The following is a 20,984-nucleotide window of genomic DNA, read 5'->3' on the forward strand; positions in this document are numbered from 1 at the left end:
TGTCAGGACGTTGGGCGGTTTGCGTTGGCGGGGCGCTGACTGAGCATCATGGGGCTTCGAGGAAGAAGCCCGCGCACGTTGCTCAGGGGGTCCAAGCCAAGAGCAATGGGCGCGGGCTGCTGACACCGTGGAGGTATCCCTATGAGTCTGACTCCTGCCCCGCGTCCCCTGTCAACTGTCGATCCCGCGCCCTGGGCTGTCGCCGTCATCGTTGTTGTCGTGGTACTCGCGGTGCCGGCGGGGCATCTACATCAAGCGCTCGTCGACGTTGCTGCTATTGCTGTGCTGCTCTTGGGTGGCAAGCGTGCTTCTCAGGTGCACCGCAGGTAGTTGCCGGCCCGGGCCGTCTGTGGGCCGTCCGGTGCCGATCAAGGGCGGCCAACGATGACGACTATCGACGGCTCAGCCCCAGGTCAGAGCCCCTTGATCAGGCCCGGCAAATCGACAGTCCAAACCCAGGGCAAGAAGTAAGCCACTTGCCGAAACGGCCCCAGAGGGCCCCGCTCCCCGGACTCGGGGGCGGGGCCCTCGTCGTTCCGGCTCCGCCCGTTCGGCGATGGGCGTAGGAGCGCAGGGCTCATCCAACTCCCCTGTCACAGCTGGTTGTTGGGTGTTCCGAAAGTGGTTCAGACCATTGACGACCCTAGTGGCTGCTCCTACCGTGTGAGCACCGGCCCGGCGCAGGCATGCCAAGGGCTCACCCGTAGGCAGCCGCACCCCCACGCGCGCGCGTCTGCGCCCGGCGCACTCTCCATCCACCCCCACGGAGGAGCACCATGCGCACACGTCATGTCGTCGGAGCCGTGATCGCCGCACTGGCGGTACCGGTCGCGGTCGCGCTGCCGGCGCAGTCGCACGGCTACATCACCACCCCGCCCAGCCGCGCCGCGCTCTGCGGGGCGGGCACGGTCAAGAACTGCGGCGAGATCCAGTGGGAGCCGCAGAGCGTCGAGGGGACGAAGGGGTTCCCGACCAGAGGCCCGGCCGACGGTGCCATCTGCGCCGGCGGCAACAGCCGGTTCGCCGAGCTGGACGACCCGCGCGGCGGCGGCTGGCCGGCCACGGCCGTGTCGGCGGGGCAGCAGCGGACCTTCACCTGGAAGTTCACCGCCCGGCACGCGACGACCGACTTCAAGTACTACCTGACCAAGGCGGGCTACGACGCGACGCAGAAGGTCACCCGGGCCAACCTGGACCTGACGCCGTTCCTGACCGTCCCGTACAACGGCGCCCAGGTGCCGGGCACGGTCAGCCACACCGCGACCCTGCCGAGCGGCCGGACCGGCCACCACGTGGTCGTCGCGGTCTGGGAGATCGCGGACACCGGGAACGCGTTCTACTCCTGCACCGACGTGAAGTTCTGACCGCCCGGGGGGCGCGGACCTCCCCGGACGGTCGACAGGTCCCGCCGGCGCCCCGGCGGTGAGGAGGCCGGGGTGCACGGCCGTCTCCCACGGCAGCCGTGCACCCCGGAGCTCCGCAGCGGTGGGTGCGCCTCAGTGGCCGCAGCAGCCGCCGTCGACCCCGCCGCACTGGCAGGGTCCGCCGGACTGGCAGCCACAGCCGCACCCCGCACTGCAGCCGCAGCCGGCCGCGAGGACGGGCAGCAGCCGCGGTGCGGGCGCTTCGACGCTGTCGGGTGCGGGTGCCGGTCGGGTCGGGTTTGCCTTCATCGCGCTACCCCTCCTTCTGACGGGCACACTTCGGTGCCTACGGCATCGAGTGAAACCGCCGACCGGAGGGAGCGTCAACGGGCGCGCAGTGGTGGGGAGTCCACGCGTGCGTGCTTCCCCACCACCCCTGCTCCGGGTTTACTCACCCGCCGGGGTGAGCGCGACCGGGGCGGGGGCGTCCGGGGTCGGATCACTCCAGCCCGGCGGCCGCCTCCGAGGCGGCGACGAACTCGTCCACGTGCTCACCGGTCACCAGGTAGACGACGCGCTTGGCCACCGAGACCGCGTGGTCGGCGAACCGCTCGTAGTAGCGGCCGACCAGGGTGACGTCCACCGCGGTCTCGATCCCGTGGTGCCAGCGCTCGTCGATCAGGTGCGCGAAAAGCTCGCGGTGCAGCGCGTCGATCGCGTCGTCGTCCTGCTCCAGCTCCAGGGCCTTGTCGACGTTCTTGGTGGCGATCACCAGGCCGGCCTTGGCCACCAGCCGCTGGGCGAGCTGGCCCATCTCCAGCACCGTCGAGTGCAGGTCGCTCGGTACCGCCGACGCCGGGTAGCGCAGCCGCGCGACCTTGGCGACGTGCCGGGCGAGGTCGCCGCAGCGCTCCAGGTCGGCGCTCATCCGCAGCGAGGTGACGACGATCCGCAGGTCGGTGGCGACCGGCTGCTGGCGGGCGAGCAGGTCGATCGCCCGGTTCTCCAGCTCGTGGTGCAGGTCGTTGACCTTCTCGTCGGCGGCGATCACGCTCTCCGCCAGTTCCAGGTCCGCGTCGAGGAGCGCGGTGGTGGCCCGGCCGAGGGCCGAACCGACCAACCTGGCCATCTCGACCAGGCTGTCGCCGATCGAGTCGAGTTCCTCGTGGTACGCGTCGCGCATGCTCTCTCCTCAGTAGCTGTGTCGGTGGCGGTGCCGACCGGTCATCCGGTACGACCGCCGTACGGCGCACGGGTGACCGCTGCTGGTGGCGCGAATCGTACGCGCGCACCTCGGGTGACGGACGACCGTTCGGCTCCGTCACCCTCCCCACACGGGCTGCCCGGCCAACTCTGGGCCGTCCGGGCGACCACGCACGACCCGCCCGGTGAACCGGCAGCTACCTGAAGGTGAATTCTCGGCAACGTGCGGCCGATCCCTTGATCCGACCCTTGGGGAGCGCCCGCACCGTGCGCTTAGGCTGGCGGCATGGACGTGAACGTGGCCGCCGCCGCTGCCTGCGCCATAGCCGGGCTCGGCGTCGGCCTCACGGCCTCGATCGCATTCCGTTGGAGCGAGCGCGAGCAGGCCAGGGGCAAGTACGGCGGCACCAACCGGAACCAGGGGCTGAGCCCCGCCCAGGAACCCCCGCTGCCCCCGGGGGTCGACACCGTCCTCTCCGTGCTGCGCTCCTGCGCGATCGTGCTCGGCGAGGGCGACGAGGTGGTCAAGGCCAGCTCGGCGGCGTACGCGATGGGCCTGGTGCGCGGTGGCGCGGTCGCCGTGGACCAGCTGCTCTCGCTGGCCCGCGCCACCCGCCGGGACGGCGAGATCCGCCAGGTCGAGCTGGAGCTGCCCCGCCCGGGCGCGGCCCGCGCCGCCGAACCGCTCGCGGTCTCGGTCCGGGTCGCCCCGCTGGGCTCCCGGCTGGTCCTGGTGCTGGTCGAGGACCAGACCGACCGGCGCCGCGTCGAGGCCGTCCGCCGCGACTTCGTCGCCAACGTCAGCCACGAGCTCAAGACCCCGGTCGGCGCGCTCTCGCTGCTCTCCGAGGCGGTCGCGGACGCGTCCGACGACCCGGAGGCGGTGCAGCGCTTCGCCGGCCGGATGCAGATCGAGGCCACCAGGCTGGCCAGCCTGGTCCAGGAGATCATCGACCTGTCCCGGGTCCAGGACGACCGGCTGATGGTCGACCCGGAGCCGGTCGCGGTGGACGAGCTGATCGCCGAGGCGATCGACCGCTGCCGCCAGCAGGCCGCCGCCAAGCAGATCCTGATCGCGGCCGGCGGCATCGCCGGCCTCTACCTGCACGGCAACCGCGGCCAGCTCGCCGCGGCGCTCGGCAACCTGGTCGAGAACGCCGTCAACTACAGTCCGCCCCGGACCAGGGTCGCGATCGCCACCCGCCGGATCTCCAGCGCGGCCGCCCTCGGCGAGGCCGACGGGGAACTGATCGAGATCTCGGTGACCGACCAGGGCATCGGCATCTCGGAGAAGGACCGCGAGCGGGTCTTCGAACGGTTCTACCGGGTCGACCCCGCGCGCTCCCGGCAGACCGGCGGCACCGGCCTCGGCCTCTCCATCGTCAAGCACGTGGCCGCCTCGCACGGCGGCACCGTCTCGGTGTGGAGCGTCGAGGGCCAGGGCTCCACCTTCACCCTCCGCCTGCCCGCCGGGCAGGCACCCGTGGAACAGCGTCCCCGTGCGGGGACGTCCGCGGAACCCCTGTCAGAAACAACCCCCCAGCTTGCCCCGGAGGCCTGATCGTGACCCGAGTACTGGTGGTCGAGGACGAGGAGTCGTTCAGCGACGCCCTCTCGTACATGCTTCGCAAGGAGGGCTTCGAGGTGGCCATCGCCGCCACCGGCCCCGACGCGCTGGAGCAGTTCGAACGGAACGGCGCCGACCTCGTCCTGCTCGACCTGATGCTGCCGGGGCTGCCCGGTACCGAGGTCTGCCGCCAGCTCCGGGTGCGCTCCAACGTGCCGGTGATCATGGTCACCGCCAAGGACAGCGAGATCGACAAGGTCGTCGGCCTGGAGATAGGTGCGGACGACTACGTCACCAAGCCCTACTCCACCCGTGAGCTGGTCGCCCGGATCCGCGCAGTGCTGCGCCGCCGCGGCGAGAGCGAGGGCCCGGGCGACGGCGGCGGCCCCGGCGCGCTGGAGGCGGGACCGGTCCGGATGGACGTCGACCGCCACGTGGTGACGGTGGACGGCGCCAAGGTCGACCTGCCGCTCAAGGAGTTCGACCTGCTGGAGATGCTGCTCCGCAACGCCGGCCGGGTGCTCACCCGGATGCAGCTGATCGACCGGGTCTGGGGCGCGGACTACGTCGGCGACACCAAGACGCTGGACGTCCACGTCAAGCGGCTCCGGGCGAAGATCGAGCCGGACCCGGGGGCGCCGCGCTACCTGGTCACGGTCCGTGGCCTGGGCTACAAGTTCGAGCCGTAAACCGCACCGCGGCCCGAGTCCGCGACCCGCGCGCGACCCGCACGCGGTCCGCAGCACGGCCCGCACCGCAGCTCGCACCGCAGCCCGTACCGGACGCCGCACCGTGAAGCGCGCGGCCGGCGTTCGGGCGGACGCGGGCCGGCGGAGCGAGCAGGACGAGCGGGGACACGGGGAACGCCCCTCCGGCATCAGCCGGAGGGGCGTTCCCCGTTCCTGCCGGGGCTACCGCCGGGTGCCGCGCCTCAGTGGGCGGCGGCGGACGGCGTGGCCGAGGCGCCGGCGGCCGGGGTGGCGGCCTTGGAGGGCGCGGCCCCGGGGGCGGCGGCCGGGCCGAAGCCCTTGTAGATGCCCTTGTTCGGGTAGACCGCGGCCTCGGTCTCGACCTTCTCGTGGTTCCGGAACGCGAACGAGGTGTTCACGAAGCCGCCCACGCTGAGGGTGGTGGAGGCCAGCTTGGCGGACGGGTTGCCCTGGCCGCCGAGCAGCACCGCGCCGCCGGCCGGGACGATGACGCCGGTCAGCGGGGCGCCCTTGTCGTCGGCGAAGGTGGCGGTGGCACCGTTCCCGACGGTGATGGACTGCAGCTCGACCGGCTCGGCTCCCGTGTTGCTGATGTTCACCGTCACGTTGGCGGGGCCGGTGTGCTCACCGGAGGACTCCTCCCCGGTGACCACGACGATGTTGTTCAGGCGGATGTCGGTGCCCAGGGTCGCCGACGCGTTGTCGGGCTTGATCTCCAGGGTCTCCGGCGTGTTGCCGGCGGCACAGGAGGACAGCGAGGCGATGGCGAGGGCGGCGATTGCGGCGATGCTGCCGCGTCGAAGGCTGCGGCTCACGGCGGCGGCTTCTCCCTAGGTCACGTGTCGGTGGATCAGGTCTCGGTCGGTGGATCAGGTCTCAGATTATCGACCTCGCTTATGCCGTCCTCACGGGGTGGTCCCCGTGTCGCGCCCCGGAAGGTCGAGGGGCGTCCGTACGGCCCCACGTCCGCGTGTTCAGGTCAACAACCGACCAAGATCGGATCACGATCGGGAAACGGCCCGATAAACGGTGAAAACTCAAGATCCAATCACGGTTTCGGGAGTGTTGCGGCAGGTTTCGGTGGGCACCGGAACCGCCTCCGACCTGCGGGAAGCCCGCGTCGAACACCGGTCGCAGCACGTCATGGGGGTGCTTGTCAAGCCCCGAGACCGGCCCTGACCTGCGAAAACGCCCTTCGGGTGCGCTGAAAAGCGTGTTATTCTGGAAAGCCACGGAAGGGGTCCTGTCACATGACGTTCAAGGTTGGCGACACGGTGGTCTACCCCCATCACGGGGCTGCGCTGATCGAGGCCATCGAAATTCGCCAGATCAAAGGTGTGGACAAGACCTACCTGGTGCTCAAGGTGCAGCAGGGAGACCTGACGCTCCGCGTGCCCGCCGAGAACGCGGAGTTCGTCGGCGTTCGCGATGTGGTCGGCCAGGAGGGTCTGGACCGGGTCTTCGAGGTGCTTCGCGCACCGTACACCGAAGAGCCGACCAACTGGTCCCGTCGCTACAAGGCGAACCTGGAGAAGCTCGCCTCGGGTGACGTTATCAAGGTCGCCGAGGTTGTGCGCGACCTCTGGCGCCGCGAGCGTGAGCGCGGTCTCTCGGCCGGAGAGAAGCGCATGCTCGCCAAGGCGCGCCAGATCCTCGTCAGCGAGCTCGCGCTGGCGGAGAACACCAATGAGGACAAGGCGGAGACGCTGCTCGACGAGGTGCTCGCCTCGTAGCGGCCGTCCGCTCCACAACGCTCACAGCGCCCGATGCCGGCGCGCCGCTCACCGGACCGATGGCCGGTGGGTGGTGCAGTGGCACTTCGGGCGCTGAGGCGTGTCCGGACGACGCCCCCGCACCCGGTCGGCCCGGTCGGCCCCGGGTCTGCATGACCGTTTCTGCTGAGTCCGCGGGCGGAGGACGGTGGTGCTTCGGAAGGGGTCCGCGCCCGTCGTGCACGCCATGGCCATACCCACTTCTCCGAAGGAGTGAAACCTGAACGCCACAGCAGCAGTCGCAGCAGCAGTGGTGCCCGCCGCCGGACGCGGCGAGCGGCTGGGGCCCGGTGCCCCCAAGGCCCTGCGTGACCTGGGCGGCGTGCCGCTCCTGGTGCACGCCGTCCGGGCGCTGACCCGCAGCCGCGCGGTCGGCCTGGTCGTGGTCGCCGCACCCGCCGACGGGGTGGCCGAGGTGGTCGCCCTGCTCGACGGCCACGGGCTGGAGGGCAAGGACATCCGGGTGGTGGCCGGCGGGGAGACCCGCCAGGAGTCCGTCCGGCTGGGCCTGGCCGCCATCCCGGCCGAGGTCGGGATCGTCCTGGTGCACGACGCGGCCCGGCCGCTCGTCCCGGTCGAGGTCGTCGACGCGGTCGCGGCCGCCGTCCGGGCCGGGGCCGAGGCGGTCGTTCCGGCGGTTCCGCTGGCCGACACCGTCAAGCGGGTCGAGCCCGTCCAGGGCGGGCCCGAGCCGGTGCTCGACACGCCCGACCGGTCCACCCTGCGCGCCGTGCAGACCCCGCAGGGCTTCCGCCGGGAGACGCTGGCCGAGGTGCACGCCAAGGCGCTGACCGAGGAGGCCGGGGGCGCGCTGCCGCCGGTCACCGACGACGCCGGCCTGGTCGAGCGGTTCGGCGGCCGGGTCGTGGTGGTGCCCGGCCACGAGGAGGCGTTCAAGGTGACCCGTCCGCTGGACCTCGTGCTCGCCGAGGCCGTACTCGCCCGCAGGAGGGCCTCCGATGCCTACTGAGCCGACCGCCGGCGCCGTCCCGGTGATCCCCCGGGTCGGCATCGGCACCGACGTGCACGCCTTCGAGGCCGGCCGCCCGCTCCGGGTCGCCGGCCTGGAGTGGCCGGACTCCGAGTACGGCCTGGCCGGGCACTCGGACGCCGACGTGGCCGCGCACGCCGCGTGCGACGCGCTGTTCTCCGCCGCCGGGATCGGCGACCTGGGCGCGCACTTCGGCACCGACCGGCCGGAGTGGGCCGGGGCGTCCGGGGTGACGCTGCTCGGCGAGGCGGCGCGGCTGGTCCGCGCGGCCGGTTTCGAGATCGGCAACGTCGCGATCCAGGTGGTCGGTATTCGGCCGAAGATCGGCAAGCGCCGTGAGGAGGCGCAGGCCGCGCTCGCCGCGGCGGTCGGTGCGCCGGTCTCGGTCTCCGGCACGACCACCGACGGGCTCGGCCTCACCGGCCGGGCCGAGGGGCTGGCCGCGATCGCCACCGCCCTGGTGTACGAGCGCCGTTGACGTTTCCGGCGGCCTGCCGCCCGGTCCCTCCGGAGGCTCTGCCGGGGGTCTTCCGGGCGGCGGAGCCCGGCGGTAGCGTCACCGGATCGGGTGGCCTGCCCGGGAATAAGTGACGGGTGACGGGTGTTCAGGACTGCTGCCTGGGGCCCGAGTCGCTACCGTTCGGTGCGGGCCCCAGCCGGGCCCGGCCCCGCCCACCGGGCGACCTGTCCACCGCCGCTCGACGAGAAGAACGAGGTCCCGATGGCCGCACACCTCTCCGACCAGGCCAAGTCCCTGATCGACGGCAAGAGCTTCGCCGTGATCTCCACCGTCCAGCCGGACGGCAGCCCGCAGTCCTCCGTGGTCTGGGTGAAGCGGGACGGCGACGACATCCTGTTCTCCACCGTCGAGGGGCGCCGCAAGCACCTCAATCTGGTGAAGGACCCGCGCGTCTCCCTGGTGGTCAACCCGCCGGAGAGCCCGTACACCTACCTGGAGGTGCGCGGCGACGTCACGCTGACCCGCGAGGGCGGCCAGGACCTGATCGACGAGCTGGCGCTGAAGTACCGCGGCGAGCAGAAGTACACGTACGACGGCCCGGACGACGTGCGGGTGGTCGTCCGGCTGAGCCCGCGCAAGGTGGTCGGCTCGATCTGACCGGCCCGGAGCGGAAGGGGTGCCTCCTCTACGTCACGGAGTGGAAACGGCTCTGCCGCGGTATTGACATTCCGGAATGTCGCGGGGCACCCCCCGCTGCCCACTACGCTTGACGCTGTGAGCATTCGCCTGTACGACACCAGCACCCGCCAGGTACGCGACTTCGTCCCGCTTGTACCGGGTTGTGTCTCGATCTACCTGTGCGGCGCTACCGTCCAGTCGGCGCCACACATCGGGCACATCCGGTCCGGCCTCAACTTCGACATCATGCAGCGGTGGTTCGCCTACCGCGGCTACCAGGTGACGTTCGCCCGCAACGTCACCGACATCGACGACAAGGTGATCGCCAAGGAGCGCGAGCTCGGCACGCCCTGGTGGCAGATCGCCTACGCCAACGAGCGGGCCTTCAACGACGGTTACACCGCGCTGGGCTGCCTGCCGCCGACCGTCGAGCCGCGGGCCACCGGGCACGTCCCCGAGATGATCGAGATGATGCAGGGGCTCATCGCCCGCGGACACGCCTACGTGGCCGAGGGCAACGTCTACTTCGACGTGAAGTCCTACCCCGGGTACCTCGCGCTCTCCAACCAGAAGCTGGAGAACCTGCTGCAGCCCGAGGGGGAGGGCGAGACCGGCAAGCGGGACCAGCGCGACTTCGCCATGTGGAAGTCGGCCAGGCCCGGCGAGCCCAGCTGGGACACCCCGTGGGGCCGCGGCCGCCCGGGCTGGCACCTGGAGTGCTCGGCGATGGCCCACAAGTACCTGGGCCGGGCCTTCGACATCCACGGCGGCGGGCTCGACCTGATCTTCCCGCACCACGAGAACGAGATCGCCCAGTCCAAGGCGTTCGGCGACGACTTCGCCAACTTCTGGGTGCACAACGCGTGGGTCACCATGCGCGGCGAGAAGATGAGCAAGTCGCTCGGCAACTCGGTGCTGGTCTCCGAGATGGTCCAGCGCTGGCGGCCGATCGTGCTCCGCTACTACCTGGCCGCCCCGCACTACCGCTCGATGATCGAGTACAGCGACGAGTCGCTGCGCGAGGCCGAGGCCGGGTTCGGCCGCATCGAGGGCTTCATCCAGCGGACCGTCGAGCGCTGCGGCAAGGTCGACGCGGCGCCCGAGGTGCCGCCGGCCTTCGCCGAGGCGATGGACGACGACCTGGGCGTGCCCCAGGCGCTGGCCATCGTGCACACCGCCGTCCGCCAGGGCAACAGCGCCCTCACCGCGGACGACAAGGAGAACGCGGTGGCGCGATTGGCCGAGGTCCGTGCGATGCTCGGAGTACTGGGACTCGACCCGCTCGACCCGCAGTGGGCCGGGGCGGAGCGGGGGGAGGACCTGCACGGCGTCGTCGACTCGCTGGTCCACCTGGTCCTGGAGCAGCGGCAGGCGGCCCGGGCCCGCAAGGACTTCGCCACCGCGGACGCCATCCGCGACCAGCTCGGCCAGGCCGGACTGGCCATCGAGGACACCCCGTCCGGCCCGCGCTGGACGATCAACAGCCAGTAACCCCCGGGCGACCGAGGGGTGAGGTGGGGCCGTACCGGACCGGTGCGGCCCTCCCGCATGACGGAGCGCATGCCGTCGGCCGCCACCGGCTTCCACCGGAGGCGGCCGGCCATGCCGGACAGACAGACAGGAAGTACAGCCATGGCCGGCAACAGCCAGCGCAGGAACCGCCGCAACCCCGGGTCGAAGAAGGGCGCGAGTGTCGGTACCGGCGGCCACAGCCGGAAGGCGCTCCAGGGCAAGGGCCCGACCCCGCGGGGCGAGGAGCGCAAGGGTCACCCCAAGCAGCGGGCCGCCAACGCCGCGGTCAAGCGCGAGCGTGACGCCAAGGCCCGGGCCGGCATGCGCCGCGCCGGCGGCGGCGGTCGCGGCGGCCGTGGCGGCGCCGGTGCCGCGGAGCTGGTGGTCGGCCGCAACTCGGTGGCCGAGGCCCTGCAGGGCGGCGTGCCGGCCACCGCGCTGTACGTCATGCAGTTCATCGACACCGACGACCGGGTCCGCGACGCCTTCCAGGCCGCCAACGACCGCGGCATCCCGCTGATGGAGGCCCCGCGCCCGCAGCTGGACCAGATGACCGGCGGCCTGAACCACCAGGGCCTGGTCCTCCAGGTCCCGCCGTACGAGTACGCGCACCCCGACGACCTGCTGGGCGAGGCCGCGGACGCCGGCCAGGACGCGCTGATCGTGGCCCTGGACGGGGTCACCGACTCCCGCAACCTGGGCGCCGTGGTCCGCTCCGCCGCCGCCTTCGGCGCGCACGGCGTGGTCATCCCCGAGCGCCGGGCGGCCGGTATGACCGCCGGTGCCTGGAAGACCTCCTCGGGCGCGGCCGCCCGGCTGCCCGTCGCCCGTGCCACCAACCTGACCCGGGCGCTGGAGGCGTACCAGAAGGCGGGCCTGCTGGTGGTCGGCCTGGCCGCCGACGGCGAGGCCGAGATCGGCGACCTGGAGGCGCTGACCGGCCCCGTCGTGATCGTCGCGGGCAGCGAGGGCAAGGGCCTCTCCCGGCTGGTCTCGGAGACCTGCGACCTGCTGGTGCGGATCCCGATGTCGGGCCTCACCGAGTCGCTGAACGCCGGTGTCGCGGCGAGCGTCGTGCTGTACGAGGCGGCGCGGCTGCGGTCCAAGGTCGGCTGACCGGAGACCGAGCAGGGACGGGGCCTCCGGCGCCGGCGTTCTCCGGAATTCCCCGCCCTCCGTCCGCAAGACGAGTGAAAGCGATCGGGCCCGACCGGGCCCGATCGCTTTTCTCATGATCACTTCAAGGGGACTCCCGATATCCACCCGGGAGAGTGTCCTAACCGGGCGTCACCCGGTTAGACGGGTGTGGACACCAGAACACCTCGGCGCCCCCTCCTGGGCGGCGGCAGCACCGGGATAGAGGCCGGCCCCGGCTTCACCACCGTCAAGGTGCCGTCCGACCCGGCGCGCCTCAGCAGCACCCAGGCGAGCTTCCGGCTCAATCTCGGCACCCCGGTGGCGCCACTGATCGAGGCCCCGGCCGGACTGCTGTCCACCGGCGCCGCGTTCGGCGACCCCTACGCCACCCAGGGGCTGATCCGCCGTCCGCTGGTCACCCCGCAGGTCGTCGTGCCCGCCTCCGCCGTGTCGGCGCTCACCGGCGGCGCCGGCGGGCCGCGCCGCAAGGGCCGGGTCACCCCGGTCACCTGGACCGGCGAGGCACGGCCGGGCGACGTCGCGGCCACCCAGCTGCTGGAGGCCGTCCGGCTGGGCGGCGTCCCGGCGCCGGCCGGGGTCGGCGGACGGGGCGGTTCCCCGGCCGACGACGACACCCGGCTGATCCCGCCGTACGGCGGCTCCCGGACCGTCCCGCGCCAGCCGCGGGAGGGGGCCGGCAGCGCCACCGAGGCGGGCGTCGGCCCGGTCGGCGCGCCCCAGGGCTGGACGCCCAGCGGCGAGCTGCCCGAGGTCTCCGCCGCCGGTGCGGAGGGCAGGCAGCCCTGGTACCCCGGCCGCCGGGTCGACCTCGGCCTGGTGCTGCTGCCGCTGCGCGCGGTGCTCGGCGCGCTCTCCGTCTACGCCGGGTTCAGCAAGCTCTGCGACCCGGTGTACTTCGACGGCGGCGAACGCGGCTCGATGATGCGCTGGCTCGGCTCGCTGCACCCGTGGAAGGTCGCCGAGCCGCTGCTGGCCTTCGCCATGGCGCACCCGGTCGGCTCCGGCCTGGTGGTGTCGTTCACCGAGATCGTGGTCGGCGTGCTGACCGTCCTCGGCCTCTGGCAGCGGCTCGCGGCCGGCGCGGCGATGCTGCTCTCCGCCGCGCTGCTGTTCACGGTCAGCTGGCGGGCCGTCCCGGTCTACGACACCCCCGACCTGATCTTCCTGGCGGCCTGGAGCCCGCTGCTGATCGCCGGGGCGCCGTTCGGTTCGCTGGACGGGCGGCTCAACCTGGAGGCCTGGCGGCGGTACGGGACCGAGGCCCCCGCGGCGCTCCGCCGCCGGGTGCTGCGGCGCGGCGCGGTGGTCACCGCGGTGGTGGTCGGCCTGACCCTGCTGGTCGGCTCGATGCTGGGTGCGGCGGTCCGTACCGGTGCCCGTCCGGCGCCGGCGCCGTCCCGGCCGGCCACCGACTACGGCACCCCGGTCTGGCCGAGCGGCGGGCCGTCCGTCACGCCCGGCGGGAAGGGTGCGTCCACGCCGCCCTCGCCCGCCGCGTCCCGTCCCGCCTCGCCGTCCGCCCCGGCGCCGTCGGCCCCGCCGTCCAGCGCCCCGGCCTCGCCGAAGGCGGCGACGGCCACGCCCAGCGGCAAGGCGAAGTCGGCCAAGCCGGAGAGCGGTGCGGCCAGCCCGACCGCGCCGGCCGCCTCGGCACCGCCCGCCGCCCCGGCGCCGGCCGGTTCGGCGCCCGCACAGCGCAGCACGCCGGCGTCGGGCAGCGGCTCGGGGGCGGCGCCGAAGCCGAGCCCGAGCAGCGGCGCCGGCAGCGCCCCGACCGGCTCGGGCTCGGGTACGGGCGCCGGCTCGGGTTCGGGCTCGGGCCTGCTGGGTGGTGTGCTCGGCAGCGGGCCGCTGTCCGAGCTGTCCGGCGGCGGTGCGCGGAACTCCCGTCCGGGGGTGCCGACGGCCACCTGACGGTCCGGCCGCCACGACGACCGGCCGGGTGCTCCGTGGGGGAGCACCCGGCCGGTCGCCGTGATGCGGTGTCCGCGCGCTCGGGGCGCGGGCGCGGGTGGCGCCGCGGGGGCTACTGCGGGGCGCGGCCGGCTCCGGCGGCCAGCTCCTTGGCGGCCTCGGTGAGGTCCTTGGCGGTGTCGATGGCCCGCCAGTAGACGCCCTGCGGCAGCTGGTAGCCGGCCAGCCGCTTGCCGCGGGCCAGCTGCGGGAAGGTGGTCCGCTCGTGGTCGCCGACGTCCGGCAGCAGCTCGGCGAACTCCGGGCTGAAGACGTAGAGCCCGGCGTTGATGAGGAACGGCGAGGGCGGGGCCTCGATGAAGTCGAGCACGTTGCCGAACTGGTCGGTCTCGACCGCGCCCCACGGGATCCTCGGGCGGGCCAGTGCGAGCGTCGCGACGGCGTCCCGCTCGTGGTGGAAGGCGGCCATGTCGCGCAGGCTGAACCGGGTCCAGATGTCGCCGTTGGTGGCGTACCAGGGCTCGTCGGGGCGGGGCAGCGCCTTGGCGGCGTACTTGAGGCCGCCGCCGCGGCCGAGCGGTTCGGCCTCGATCACCGTGCGGACCTTCAGCGGCAGGTCGGCCTTGTCGAGCCACTCCTCCAGCACGTCGGCCAGGTGGCCGCAGGAGACGACCGCGTCGGTGACCCCCTCGGAGGCGAGCCAGGCCAGCTGGTGGCCGAGGATCGGGATGCCGGTGCCGGGGATCTCGACCAGCGGCTTGGGGCGGTCGTCCGTGTAGGGGCGCAGCCGCGAACCCTGGCCCCCGGCCAGGATGACGGCCTGGGTGACGGGCACCGGTCCGGGCGGGGGCTGGTGGGCTGCTTGGGCGGCGGTGGGGCCGGAGTCAGCGGTCATGGCTGAACAATAGGCGTGGGGCCGGGCCCGCGGGCCCCACGGCGCCCTTTCCCGGGGGCGGGGACGCGGCCGGCCGCCGGGGGACGCGCTGCGGTCGGGCGGAGGCGCCGGTCAGGCGGAGGCGCCGGAGGCGAAGGAGCCGTCGCAGACCGCGCGGGCGAAGGAGCGGGCCCGCTGGACGTCGCCCTGGTACTTGCGCACCGCGGCCTTGCCCAGTTCGGTGGCGAGCGAGGTGCAGTACGGCGTCAGCGCGGGCTGCTCGCGCATGGAGCGCTCCAGCAGGTCCAGCGCGCTGCCCGGGTTGTGCGCCCGCAGCTCGTCCAGCAGCGCGACGCGCAGCGCGTCCTGCGGGGCGAGCCCGTCGGGTGCCCGGCCGGTGGTCGCCGTCCGGCCGATCCCGGCGCCGTCCCCGCTGGACGCCGCCACGACCTGCTGGTCCAGCGCGGTCGGCGGGGCCCACGGCACCCGGGTCACGGCGAGGGTGCCGGTGGTCACCAGGACGACGGGCAGGGCGAGGGCGACGGTCTGGCCGATTCGGCGAACTAGCTGCTTCACGCTCAGGAGCGTAGCGGTGGGTGGGCGCCGCATCGCCCTCCGTTACACCATCGGGTGACAGGGTGTCCCGGTTCGTCCCTGCATCGTGTTGACGTTGCCACCCGTTGGGGTGGCGGGACGCGGCGGAGCCCCGCCGGACCGGTGACGGTCCGACGGGGCTCGGCGCGGTGCTGCGGGGCGCGGCCGGGCGGGCAGGCCCGGGGCCTGCCTCAGCTGGAGAGGCGGGCGCCGCTGCTGGTGGAGAACACGTGGGTCTCGTTGGCGATCGGCACGACGTGGATGGTCTCGCCGCGGGCCGGGATCTGGCGGCCGTGCACGCGGACGACCAGGTCCTTGTCCACGCCGCCGATCTGGGTGGTGCCGTACACGAAGCCGTCCGAGCCGAGCTCCTCGACCACGTTGACGGTGACGGCGACGCCCTCGATGCCGCCCGAGGGGACGATCTCGAAGTGCTCCGGGCGGATGCCGACGGTCACGGTCTTGTCGGTGGCGGCGCCGGACAGGTCCTCGCGGGAGATGTTGACGACCGAGCCGCCGAACTTCACGCCGCCGTCGACCAGCGGCACCTCGACCAGGTTCATCGCCGGGGAGCCGATGAAGCCGGCGACGAAGAGGTTGGCCGGCCGGTCGTACATGTTGCGCGGGGTGTCGACCTGCTGCAGCACGCCGCCCTTGAGCACCGCGACCCGGTCGCCCATGGTGAGCGCCTCGGTCTGGTCGTGGGTGACGTACACCGTGGTGATGCCCAGGCGGCGCTGCAGACCGGCGATCTGGGTGCGGGTCGAGACGCGGAGCTTGGCGTCCAGGTTGGACAGCGGCTCGTCCATCAGGAAGACCTGCGGCTCGCGGACGATCGCGCGGCCCATCGCGACACGCTGGCGCTGACCGCCGGAGAGCGCCTTCGGCTTGCGGTCCAGGTACTCGGTGAGGTCGAGGATCTTCGCGGCCTCTTCGACCTTGGTGCGGATCTCGGTCTTGTTGACGCCGGCGATCTTGAGCGCGAAGCCCATGTTCTCCGCGACGGTCATGTGCGGGTACAGCGCGTAGTTCTGGAACACCATCGCGATGTCCCGGTCCTTCGGCGGCAGGTGGGTCACGTCGCGGTCGCCGATCCGGATGGCGCCGCTGTTGACGTCCTCCAGGCCGGCCAGCATGCGGAGGCTGGTCGACTTGCCGCAGCCGGAGGGGCCGACCAGGACGAGGAACTCACCGTCCGCGATCTCCAGGTCCAGCGCGTCCACGGAGGGCTTGTCCGCCCCGGGGTAGACGCGGGTCGCCTGGTCGTACGTCACAGAAGCCATGGCTGTGCTCTCCTTCACCGGCAGGAACGTGCCGGACGATCCGAGTAAAGGTTTCGGGGTGCTGCGTCCGCCGGTCCCTCCGGCAGTGGTCTGAACCACTGCCGGAACCGGCTCCCGGCGACGCTACCTGCGCTTCCGCCGCTTGTCAGCCCCCGGCCGACCGGATTTCGGCATCGGTTCCATCACGCCCGCCCCGCGGGGCCCCGCTGCCGCCCAACCTCCGGATATCCCCCCACCGGCCCGTTCGCGCCCGGTAGACTGCCCCCGGTGCCGCCGTGGCCATGTCGCGGACGGTCACCGTGCCTCCTTAGCTCAGCTGGCCAGAGCACCGCTCTTGTAAAGCGGGGGTCGTCGGTTCGAACCCGACAGGGGGCTCAGCGCGCCACCCCGGCCGGGCCACGGCTCCGGACCGAGGGGGCTCCGCCGACGGCCCCGGGCGATCCGCCCGGGGCCGTTCGCATCGGGCCGGGGGGCCGGCCGACCGGCCCGCCCCCGGTTCGTGCGCCCGATTTTTTTTCTCCCCGCCCCGCGCCCGTCGTCCGGGGCGGACGGGTCCCCGGTGCGGCCCCGAGGGGTTCCCGGGAAACCGGACGATTCCCCGAGAAGCACAGTTCAGGGGGCCGGAGGTGCGCGAGGGGCGGCCTGCCGGCCCCGGGGTGCACGGTGCCGGATCGGCGCAGTGGGGATCGTGTGAGACCTGTTCGCCACCGATTTTGTCACGGCCCGGTCACCTAACGTGCGTGTTCCATGACTATCCTGACGTCGCGTCAGGCCCGCGCTGAGAAGGACGTGCGCGGTGCCGGCCCCTTCCCCGGCAGCGGTCTCCCCGTGCTGACCGGGGTGGTGAGGCTGCCCGCGTACGGATCGAGCCCCGAGGAAGGAACGGCAGATGGACGCGATGCCCGGCCGGGAGCCGGCGCGGCTCGTGTATCACCCCGCCGGCCACGATGCCGAGTTGAGGGCGGCGGTGGACGACCTCTGCGTCGGACGGTGGCTTTCCACCCGGTCCCTGCTGGACACGACCGGACGCGACTGGAGCCGGAGATCGGCGAGGACCCAGGTGCTGGGCGTGGTGGCGCCCCGCTCCGACGCGCTGGAGCACTGGGCGGACGAGGAGCCCGGGAGCCCCGACCTCGCGATCCTGCGGCTCCGGGTGGAGGTCGAGCGGGCGGTGGCCGCCCATGCCGCCGGCCGCCGGGACGCCGTGGAACTGGAGCAGAAGGCACGGCGGTCGAGCTGGCGGGCGGTGGAGGAGCACCCCGCCGACCCGGTGCCCTGGCTCTGTCTGCTCACCCTGGCCGCCCTGGACCCGGAGCAGCGGCGGGCCGAACACCGCGACCCGGGGCCGGACATGATGCTCCCCCCCGGCCCCTGGGGCCTGTTCTTCGAGGCGAACCGGCGCGATCCGTTCAACCGCGAGGCGCACGTCCGGATGCTGCGGTACTGGCTGACCGTGCGCCGCTGGTCGGCGACCGACTTCGTCAACTTCGTGATGCCGAACGCGCCGTACGGCTCACCGCTGTTCGTCCTGCCGCTGTACCTGTCCGTCGAGCAGTACCGCACCGACCGGCGCAGGGACATCGCGCGCCGCCAGTGGCTGAGGGAGCCTCACCGCGACCGTGCCATGGCCGCGTTCGAGAGCTGGGCCGCGACGGAACAGCCCGACCAGTGGCCGGTCGTCGACCTGAGCCATCTCGCCCACGCGCTGTGGGCCGGTGTCCGGATGAGGGAGGCCGTCGAGGTCTTCGGCGCGCTGGGGTCGTTCGCGTCCCAGGCGCCGTGGGTCCACGTCGCCGACTCCCCGGAACTCGCGGAGAGCCTCCTGCTCACCGCCAGGCACCAGGCCTACGTGGGCAGTTCGAGCGCCCAGAACTGACCCCGCTCGTGCTGCCGCTTCCCCGTCCGCATGAATCCGTCCCCCCGGAGGTCCGGCGATGCCGCCCGCCCACGCAACTCCCAACAGCGACGACACCCAGCTCCGTCGCCTCGGCTACGAACCGAAACTCAACCGCAGAATGGGTGAGTTCGGGAACTTCGCGATCAGCTTCTCGGTGATCTCGATCCTCAGCGGCTGCATGACCCTGTTCGGCTTCGGCCTGAACACCGGCGGTCCGGCCGTCATGCTGTGGGGCTGGGCCGGGGTCGGGCTGATGGTGATCCTGGTGGGCATGGCGCTCGCCGAGGTCACCAGCGCCTACCCGACCAGCGGCGCGCTCTACTTCATGGCCCACCGCCTCGGCGGGCCGCGCTGGGGCTGGGCCACCGGCTGGCTGAACCTGCTCGGCCTGGTCGGCGGCATAGCCGGGATCGACTACGGGGCCGCGTCGTTCGTCGGCGCGCTGGCCAACCTCCAGTGGGGCTTCGAGCCGACCCCGGGCAAGCTGTTCCTGATCTTCATGGTGATCCTGGTGGTCCACGCCGGGCTGAACCTGCGCGGCGTGCGACTGGTGTCGGTGCTCAACAGCATCTCGGTCTGGTGGCACCTGGGCGGCGTCGTGGTGATCGTCGGCGCGCTGATGATCGTGCCGTCCCAGCACCAGGACACCACCTGGGTGTTCACGCACTTCGTGAACAACACCGGCTGGACCAACCCGATCTACGTCTCCTGCCTGGGCCTGCTGCTGGCGCAGTACACCTTCTCCGGCTACGACGCCTCGGCGCACATGTCGGAGGAGACCACCCGGGCGTCGGTCGCGGCCGCGCGCGGCATCGTCCGGGCGATCTGGGTCAGTTGGGTGGCCGGATTCGTCCTGCTGGCCGGCATGCTGTTCGCGATCCAGGACTACGCCGGCACCATCGGCTCGGCCACCGGGGTGCCGCCGGCGCAGATCTTCCTCGACGCCCTGGGCCCGAACGGCGCCAAGGCCCTGCTCGCCGTGGTGATCGTCGCGCAGCTCTTCTGCGGCAACGCCGAGACCGCGGCGGCCAGCCGGATGGTCTTCGCGTTCTCGCGGGACGGGGCACTGCCGGGCTCGGCCCTCTGGAGCCGGGTCTCGCCGCGCACCGGCACCCCGGTGGCCGGCGTCTGGCTGGCGGTCGGCGCGGCGCTGGTGCTGGCCCTGCCCTCGCTGTACAGCCCGGTGGCGTACGGGGCGGTGACGGCGATCAACGTGCTGGGGATGACCCCGGCCTACGCCATCCCGATCTACCTGCGGCTGCGCAAGGGCAAGGCGTTCCAGGCCGGGCCGTGGACCCTGGGCCGGTGGAGTCGGCCGATCGGGATCGTGGCGGTCTGCTGGGTGGCCGTGGTCACCGTGCTGTTCTGCCTCCCGCAGGCGCACCCGGTCACCTCGGACACGTTCAACTACGCCCCCGTCGCGCTGCTGGTGGCGCTGCTGGGCGCGGGCCTGTGGTGGCTGAAGGCCGGCCGGTCCTACAACCCGCCGGTGCAGCAGAGCGCCGAGCTGACCGAGCTGACCGGGAGCGTGATCTGATGCCTGCCGGACCGGCCGCCCGCCGTCGACGGGCGGCCGCCTCCTCCGCGGCGGTTCCGGGCGAGACCCCCGCCACTGGGCCGCTGCGGGCACTGGTGCGCGGCGGCGTCGACACCGTGCTGCTGGCGGCGGTGGACTGGCAGGGCCGGCTCAAGGGCAAGGAGTTCGACGCCGGCGTGCTGCTGGAGCGGCTCGGGTCCGGGAAGCTCACGCCGGAGATGTGCGGGTACGTGTTCGACACGGACCTGGGCATGTCCGCGGAGGGGACCGGTGCGCTCGGCTCGTGGGGCGCCGGGTTCTCCGACGTGGCCCTGGCGGCGGACCTCTCGGCCGCGCGGCTGCTGCCGTGGCTGCCCGGAACGGCGCTGGTGCACTGCCGCCCGGTGGCCGACGGCGGCCCGCTGCCGGTGGCGCCGGACACGCTGCTGGAGGACCAGCTGGCCCTGCTGGCCGGGCACGGGCTGAGCGTGCAGGTCGGCGTGGAGACGGAGTTCGTCCTCTACGGGGGGAGCGTCCGGGACGCCGCCGGGCGGGACTTCCGCGGGCTGCGCCCGGTGACGTGGGACAACCGGGACTACGCCCTCGACCAGCCCCGGGAGGTCGCCGCCTTCACCCGGAGCCTGCGCCAGGCCCTGGCGGGCGCCGGACTGCCCGTGGAGGCCGTGAAGCTGGAGGGCGCCCCCGGGCAGGTCGAGGTGACCTTCCCGTACGGTGACCCGCGGCTCGCCTGCCTGCAGCACGTGCTGTTCAAGCACGCCGTCCGGGCGGTCGCCGACCGGCACGGCCTGGCGCCGACGTTCATGGCCTCCCCGGCCACCGGCGTCGGCAGCGGGATGCACCTGCACGTCTCCCTGTACGGGGCGGACGGGCCGGTGCTGCGGGGGACGGGGCCGGGCGGCGCCGGGCTGTCTGAGCTGGGCGGGCAGGCCGTGGCGGGGCTGCTGGAGGTGCTGCCGGTCACCGCCCCGCTCTACGCGCCGTACGTGAACTCCTACCACCGCTTCCGCGACCACTCGTTCGCCCCGACCCGTTTCAACTGGGGGCGGGACAACCGGGCCTGCGCGGTCCGGGTGGTCGGCCACGGTGCCGGCCTCCACCTGGAGGTCCGGCTGCCGGGCGCCGACGCCAACCCGTACGCGGCGCTCGCGGCCGTGGTCGCCGGCGTGCGGCACGGTGTCGAGAACGGCCTCAAGGTGCCGCCGGCCAGCGACGGCGACGCCTACCTGGACACCGGGGCGGCGCGCGTTCCCTCCCACCTGGTCGAGGCGGTCGGGGCGTTCGAGCGCAGTGAGTCGGCGGCCGGGCTGCTCGGCGACCGGCAGGTCGCGCACCTGGCGGGCATCGCCCGGCTGGAGCTCGACCACCACAGCGGTGTCGTCACCGACGCCGAGCTGCGCCGGGGGTTCGCCCAGGCGTGACCCCGGGACGGCCGGCCGCTGCACGCGAGTGCGGCGGCCGGCCGTCGCGTTT

General features: G+C 73.1%; 18 protein-coding genes and 1 tRNA gene. 14 read left to right on the forward strand and 5 right to left on the reverse strand.

Going from position 1 to position 20,984, the window contains the following annotated elements:
- Positions 1-776 precede the first annotated feature (776 nt).
- Entirely contained in the window at positions 777-1,364 is a 588-nt protein-coding gene (locus AC067J_RS04665) for a lytic polysaccharide monooxygenase (RefSeq protein WP_478296518.1), read from the forward strand.
- A 499-nt stretch (positions 1,365-1,863) separates the two neighbouring features.
- On the opposite strand, the gene phoU is transcribed toward AC067J_RS04665, so the two are convergent.
- Entirely contained in the window at positions 1,864-2,547 is a 684-nt protein-coding gene (gene phoU / locus AC067J_RS04670; protein WP_478296519.1) for a phosphate signaling complex protein PhoU, read from the reverse strand.
- Positions 2,548-2,853: 306 nt separating this feature from the next.
- Between phoU and phoR the strand changes: the two genes are divergently transcribed.
- The gene (gene phoR / locus AC067J_RS04675; protein WP_478296520.1) at positions 2,854-4,128 is read left to right on the forward strand and encodes a two-component system sensor histidine kinase PhoR; all 1,275 of its coding nucleotides are present in this window, start codon (positions 2,854-2,856) and stop codon (positions 4,126-4,128) included.
- A gap of 2 nt (positions 4,129-4,130) precedes the next feature.
- Positions 4,131-4,823 (forward strand): two-component system response regulator PhoP, encoded by a 693-nt coding sequence (phoP, locus tag AC067J_RS04680; protein ID WP_327678296.1) that lies wholly within the window; start codon positions 4,131-4,133, stop codon positions 4,821-4,823.
- Between the two features lie 242 nt (positions 4,824-5,065).
- Here phoP and AC067J_RS04685 read toward each other — a convergent pair whose 3' ends face one another.
- Positions 5,066-5,659 carry a DUF461 domain-containing protein gene (locus tag AC067J_RS04685; RefSeq protein WP_478296521.1) on the reverse strand — a complete coding sequence of 198 codons (594 nt, stop codon included), beginning with the start codon at positions 5,657-5,659 and terminating at the stop codon, positions 5,066-5,068.
- A 435-nt stretch (positions 5,660-6,094) separates the two neighbouring features.
- Here AC067J_RS04685 and AC067J_RS04690 point away from each other — a divergent pair, with 435 nt between their 5' ends.
- The 7 genes from AC067J_RS04690 to AC067J_RS04720 all read left to right on the forward strand — a co-directional run bounded on the left by AC067J_RS04690 (position 6,095) and on the right by AC067J_RS04720 (position 13,329).
- Positions 6,095-6,577, forward strand: a complete 483-nt coding sequence (locus AC067J_RS04690) for a CarD family transcriptional regulator (RefSeq protein WP_030244332.1) — start codon at positions 6,095-6,097, stop codon at positions 6,575-6,577.
- 259 nt (positions 6,578-6,836) lie between these two features.
- Positions 6,837-7,586: a 2-C-methyl-D-erythritol 4-phosphate cytidylyltransferase gene (gene ispD, locus AC067J_RS04695; RefSeq protein WP_478296932.1), complete on the forward strand. Its 750-nt coding sequence runs from the start codon at positions 6,837-6,839 to the stop codon at positions 7,584-7,586.
- Entirely contained in the window at positions 7,576-8,085 is a 510-nt protein-coding gene (gene ispF, locus AC067J_RS04700; protein WP_478296522.1) for a 2-C-methyl-D-erythritol 2,4-cyclodiphosphate synthase, read from the forward strand. Before ispD ends, ispF begins: the two co-directional genes overlap by 11 nt.
- 243 nt (positions 8,086-8,328) lie before the next feature.
- Positions 8,329-8,724: a PPOX class F420-dependent oxidoreductase gene (locus AC067J_RS04705; RefSeq protein WP_478296523.1), complete on the forward strand. Its 396-nt coding sequence runs from the start codon at positions 8,329-8,331 to the stop codon at positions 8,722-8,724.
- 117 nt (positions 8,725-8,841) lie between these two features.
- Positions 8,842-10,236 carry a cysteine--tRNA ligase gene (cysS, locus tag AC067J_RS04710; RefSeq protein ID WP_478296524.1) on the forward strand — a complete coding sequence of 465 codons (1,395 nt, stop codon included), beginning with the start codon at positions 8,842-8,844 and terminating at the stop codon, positions 10,234-10,236.
- Positions 10,237-10,377: 141 nt separating this feature from the next.
- Positions 10,378-11,373 (forward strand): 23S rRNA (guanosine(2251)-2'-O)-methyltransferase RlmB, encoded by a 996-nt coding sequence (gene rlmB, locus AC067J_RS04715; protein WP_478296525.1) that lies wholly within the window; start codon positions 10,378-10,380, stop codon positions 11,371-11,373.
- A 189-nt stretch (positions 11,374-11,562) separates the two neighbouring features.
- On the forward strand, positions 11,563-13,329 hold the full coding sequence (locus AC067J_RS04720; protein WP_478296526.1) for a DoxX family membrane protein: 1,767 nt from the start codon (positions 11,563-11,565) through the stop codon (positions 13,327-13,329).
- A gap of 112 nt (positions 13,330-13,441) precedes the next feature.
- On the opposite strand, the gene AC067J_RS04725 is transcribed toward AC067J_RS04720, so the two are convergent.
- The 3 genes from AC067J_RS04725 to AC067J_RS04735 form a co-directional block, all read right to left on the reverse strand.
- The gene (locus AC067J_RS04725; RefSeq protein ID WP_478296527.1) at positions 13,442-14,224 is read right to left on the reverse strand and encodes a nucleotidyltransferase family protein; all 783 of its coding nucleotides are present in this window, start codon (positions 14,222-14,224) and stop codon (positions 13,442-13,444) included.
- A gap of 111 nt (positions 14,225-14,335) precedes the next feature.
- Positions 14,336-14,779, reverse strand: coding sequence for a hypothetical protein (locus AC067J_RS04730; protein WP_478296528.1), 444 nt, complete (start codon positions 14,777-14,779; stop codon positions 14,336-14,338).
- Between the two features lie 209 nt (positions 14,780-14,988).
- Entirely contained in the window at positions 14,989-16,080 is a 1,092-nt protein-coding gene (locus AC067J_RS04735; RefSeq protein ID WP_478296529.1) for an ABC transporter ATP-binding protein, read from the reverse strand.
- A 301-nt stretch (positions 16,081-16,381) separates the two neighbouring features.
- Between AC067J_RS04735 and AC067J_RS04740 the strand changes: the two genes are divergently transcribed.
- The 4 genes from AC067J_RS04740 (at position 16,382) to AC067J_RS04755 (ending at position 20,932) form a co-directional block, all read left to right on the forward strand.
- Positions 16,382-16,455: transfer RNA gene (locus AC067J_RS04740), tRNA-Thr, on the forward strand.
- A 514-nt stretch (positions 16,456-16,969) separates the two neighbouring features.
- Positions 16,970-17,956, forward strand: a complete 987-nt coding sequence (locus AC067J_RS04745; RefSeq protein WP_478296530.1) for a hypothetical protein — start codon at positions 16,970-16,972, stop codon at positions 17,954-17,956.
- Positions 17,957-18,014: 58 nt separating this feature from the next.
- The gene (locus tag AC067J_RS04750; protein ID WP_478296531.1) at positions 18,015-19,514 is read left to right on the forward strand and encodes an amino acid permease; all 1,500 of its coding nucleotides are present in this window, start codon (positions 18,015-18,017) and stop codon (positions 19,512-19,514) included.
- Complete coding sequence (locus AC067J_RS04755; RefSeq protein WP_478296532.1) at positions 19,514-20,932, forward strand: glutamine synthetase family protein; 1,419 nt, start codon at positions 19,514-19,516, stop codon at positions 20,930-20,932. The genes AC067J_RS04750 and AC067J_RS04755 overlap by 1 nt, the downstream gene beginning before the upstream one ends.
- Positions 20,933-20,984 lie beyond the last annotated feature (52 nt).

Source organism: Kitasatospora sp. NPDC042419, assembly GCF_056437345.1.

What these genes read in the sequence shown, in the direction of transcription:
- AC067J_RS04665 (WP_478296518.1), top strand. Translation starts at nt 777, where the DNA reads ATGCGCACACGTCATGTCGTCGGAGCCGTGATCGCCGCACTGGCGGTA.
- phoU (WP_478296519.1), bottom strand. Translation starts at nt 2,547, where the DNA reads ATGCGCGACGCGTACCACGAGGAACTCGACTCGATCGGCGACAGCCTG.
- phoR (WP_478296520.1), top strand. Translation starts at nt 2,854, where the DNA reads ATGGACGTGAACGTGGCCGCCGCCGCTGCCTGCGCCATAGCCGGGCTC.
- AC067J_RS04690 (WP_030244332.1), top strand. Translation starts at nt 6,095, where the DNA reads ATGACGTTCAAGGTTGGCGACACGGTGGTCTACCCCCATCACGGGGCT.
- ispF (WP_478296522.1), top strand. Translation starts at nt 7,576, where the DNA reads ATGCCTACTGAGCCGACCGCCGGCGCCGTCCCGGTGATCCCCCGGGTC.
- AC067J_RS04705 (WP_478296523.1), top strand. Translation starts at nt 8,329, where the DNA reads ATGGCCGCACACCTCTCCGACCAGGCCAAGTCCCTGATCGACGGCAAG.
- rlmB (WP_478296525.1), top strand. Translation starts at nt 10,378, where the DNA reads ATGGCCGGCAACAGCCAGCGCAGGAACCGCCGCAACCCCGGGTCGAAG.
- AC067J_RS04725 (WP_478296527.1), bottom strand. Translation starts at nt 14,224, where the DNA reads ATGACCGCTGACTCCGGCCCCACCGCCGCCCAAGCAGCCCACCAGCCC.
- AC067J_RS04735 (WP_478296529.1), bottom strand. Translation starts at nt 16,080, where the DNA reads ATGGCTTCTGTGACGTACGACCAGGCGACCCGCGTCTACCCCGGGGCG.
- AC067J_RS04745 (WP_478296530.1), top strand. Translation starts at nt 16,970, where the DNA reads ATGGACGCGATGCCCGGCCGGGAGCCGGCGCGGCTCGTGTATCACCCC.
- AC067J_RS04750 (WP_478296531.1), top strand. Translation starts at nt 18,015, where the DNA reads ATGCCGCCCGCCCACGCAACTCCCAACAGCGACGACACCCAGCTCCGT.
- AC067J_RS04755 (WP_478296532.1), top strand. Translation starts at nt 19,514, where the DNA reads ATGCCTGCCGGACCGGCCGCCCGCCGTCGACGGGCGGCCGCCTCCTCC.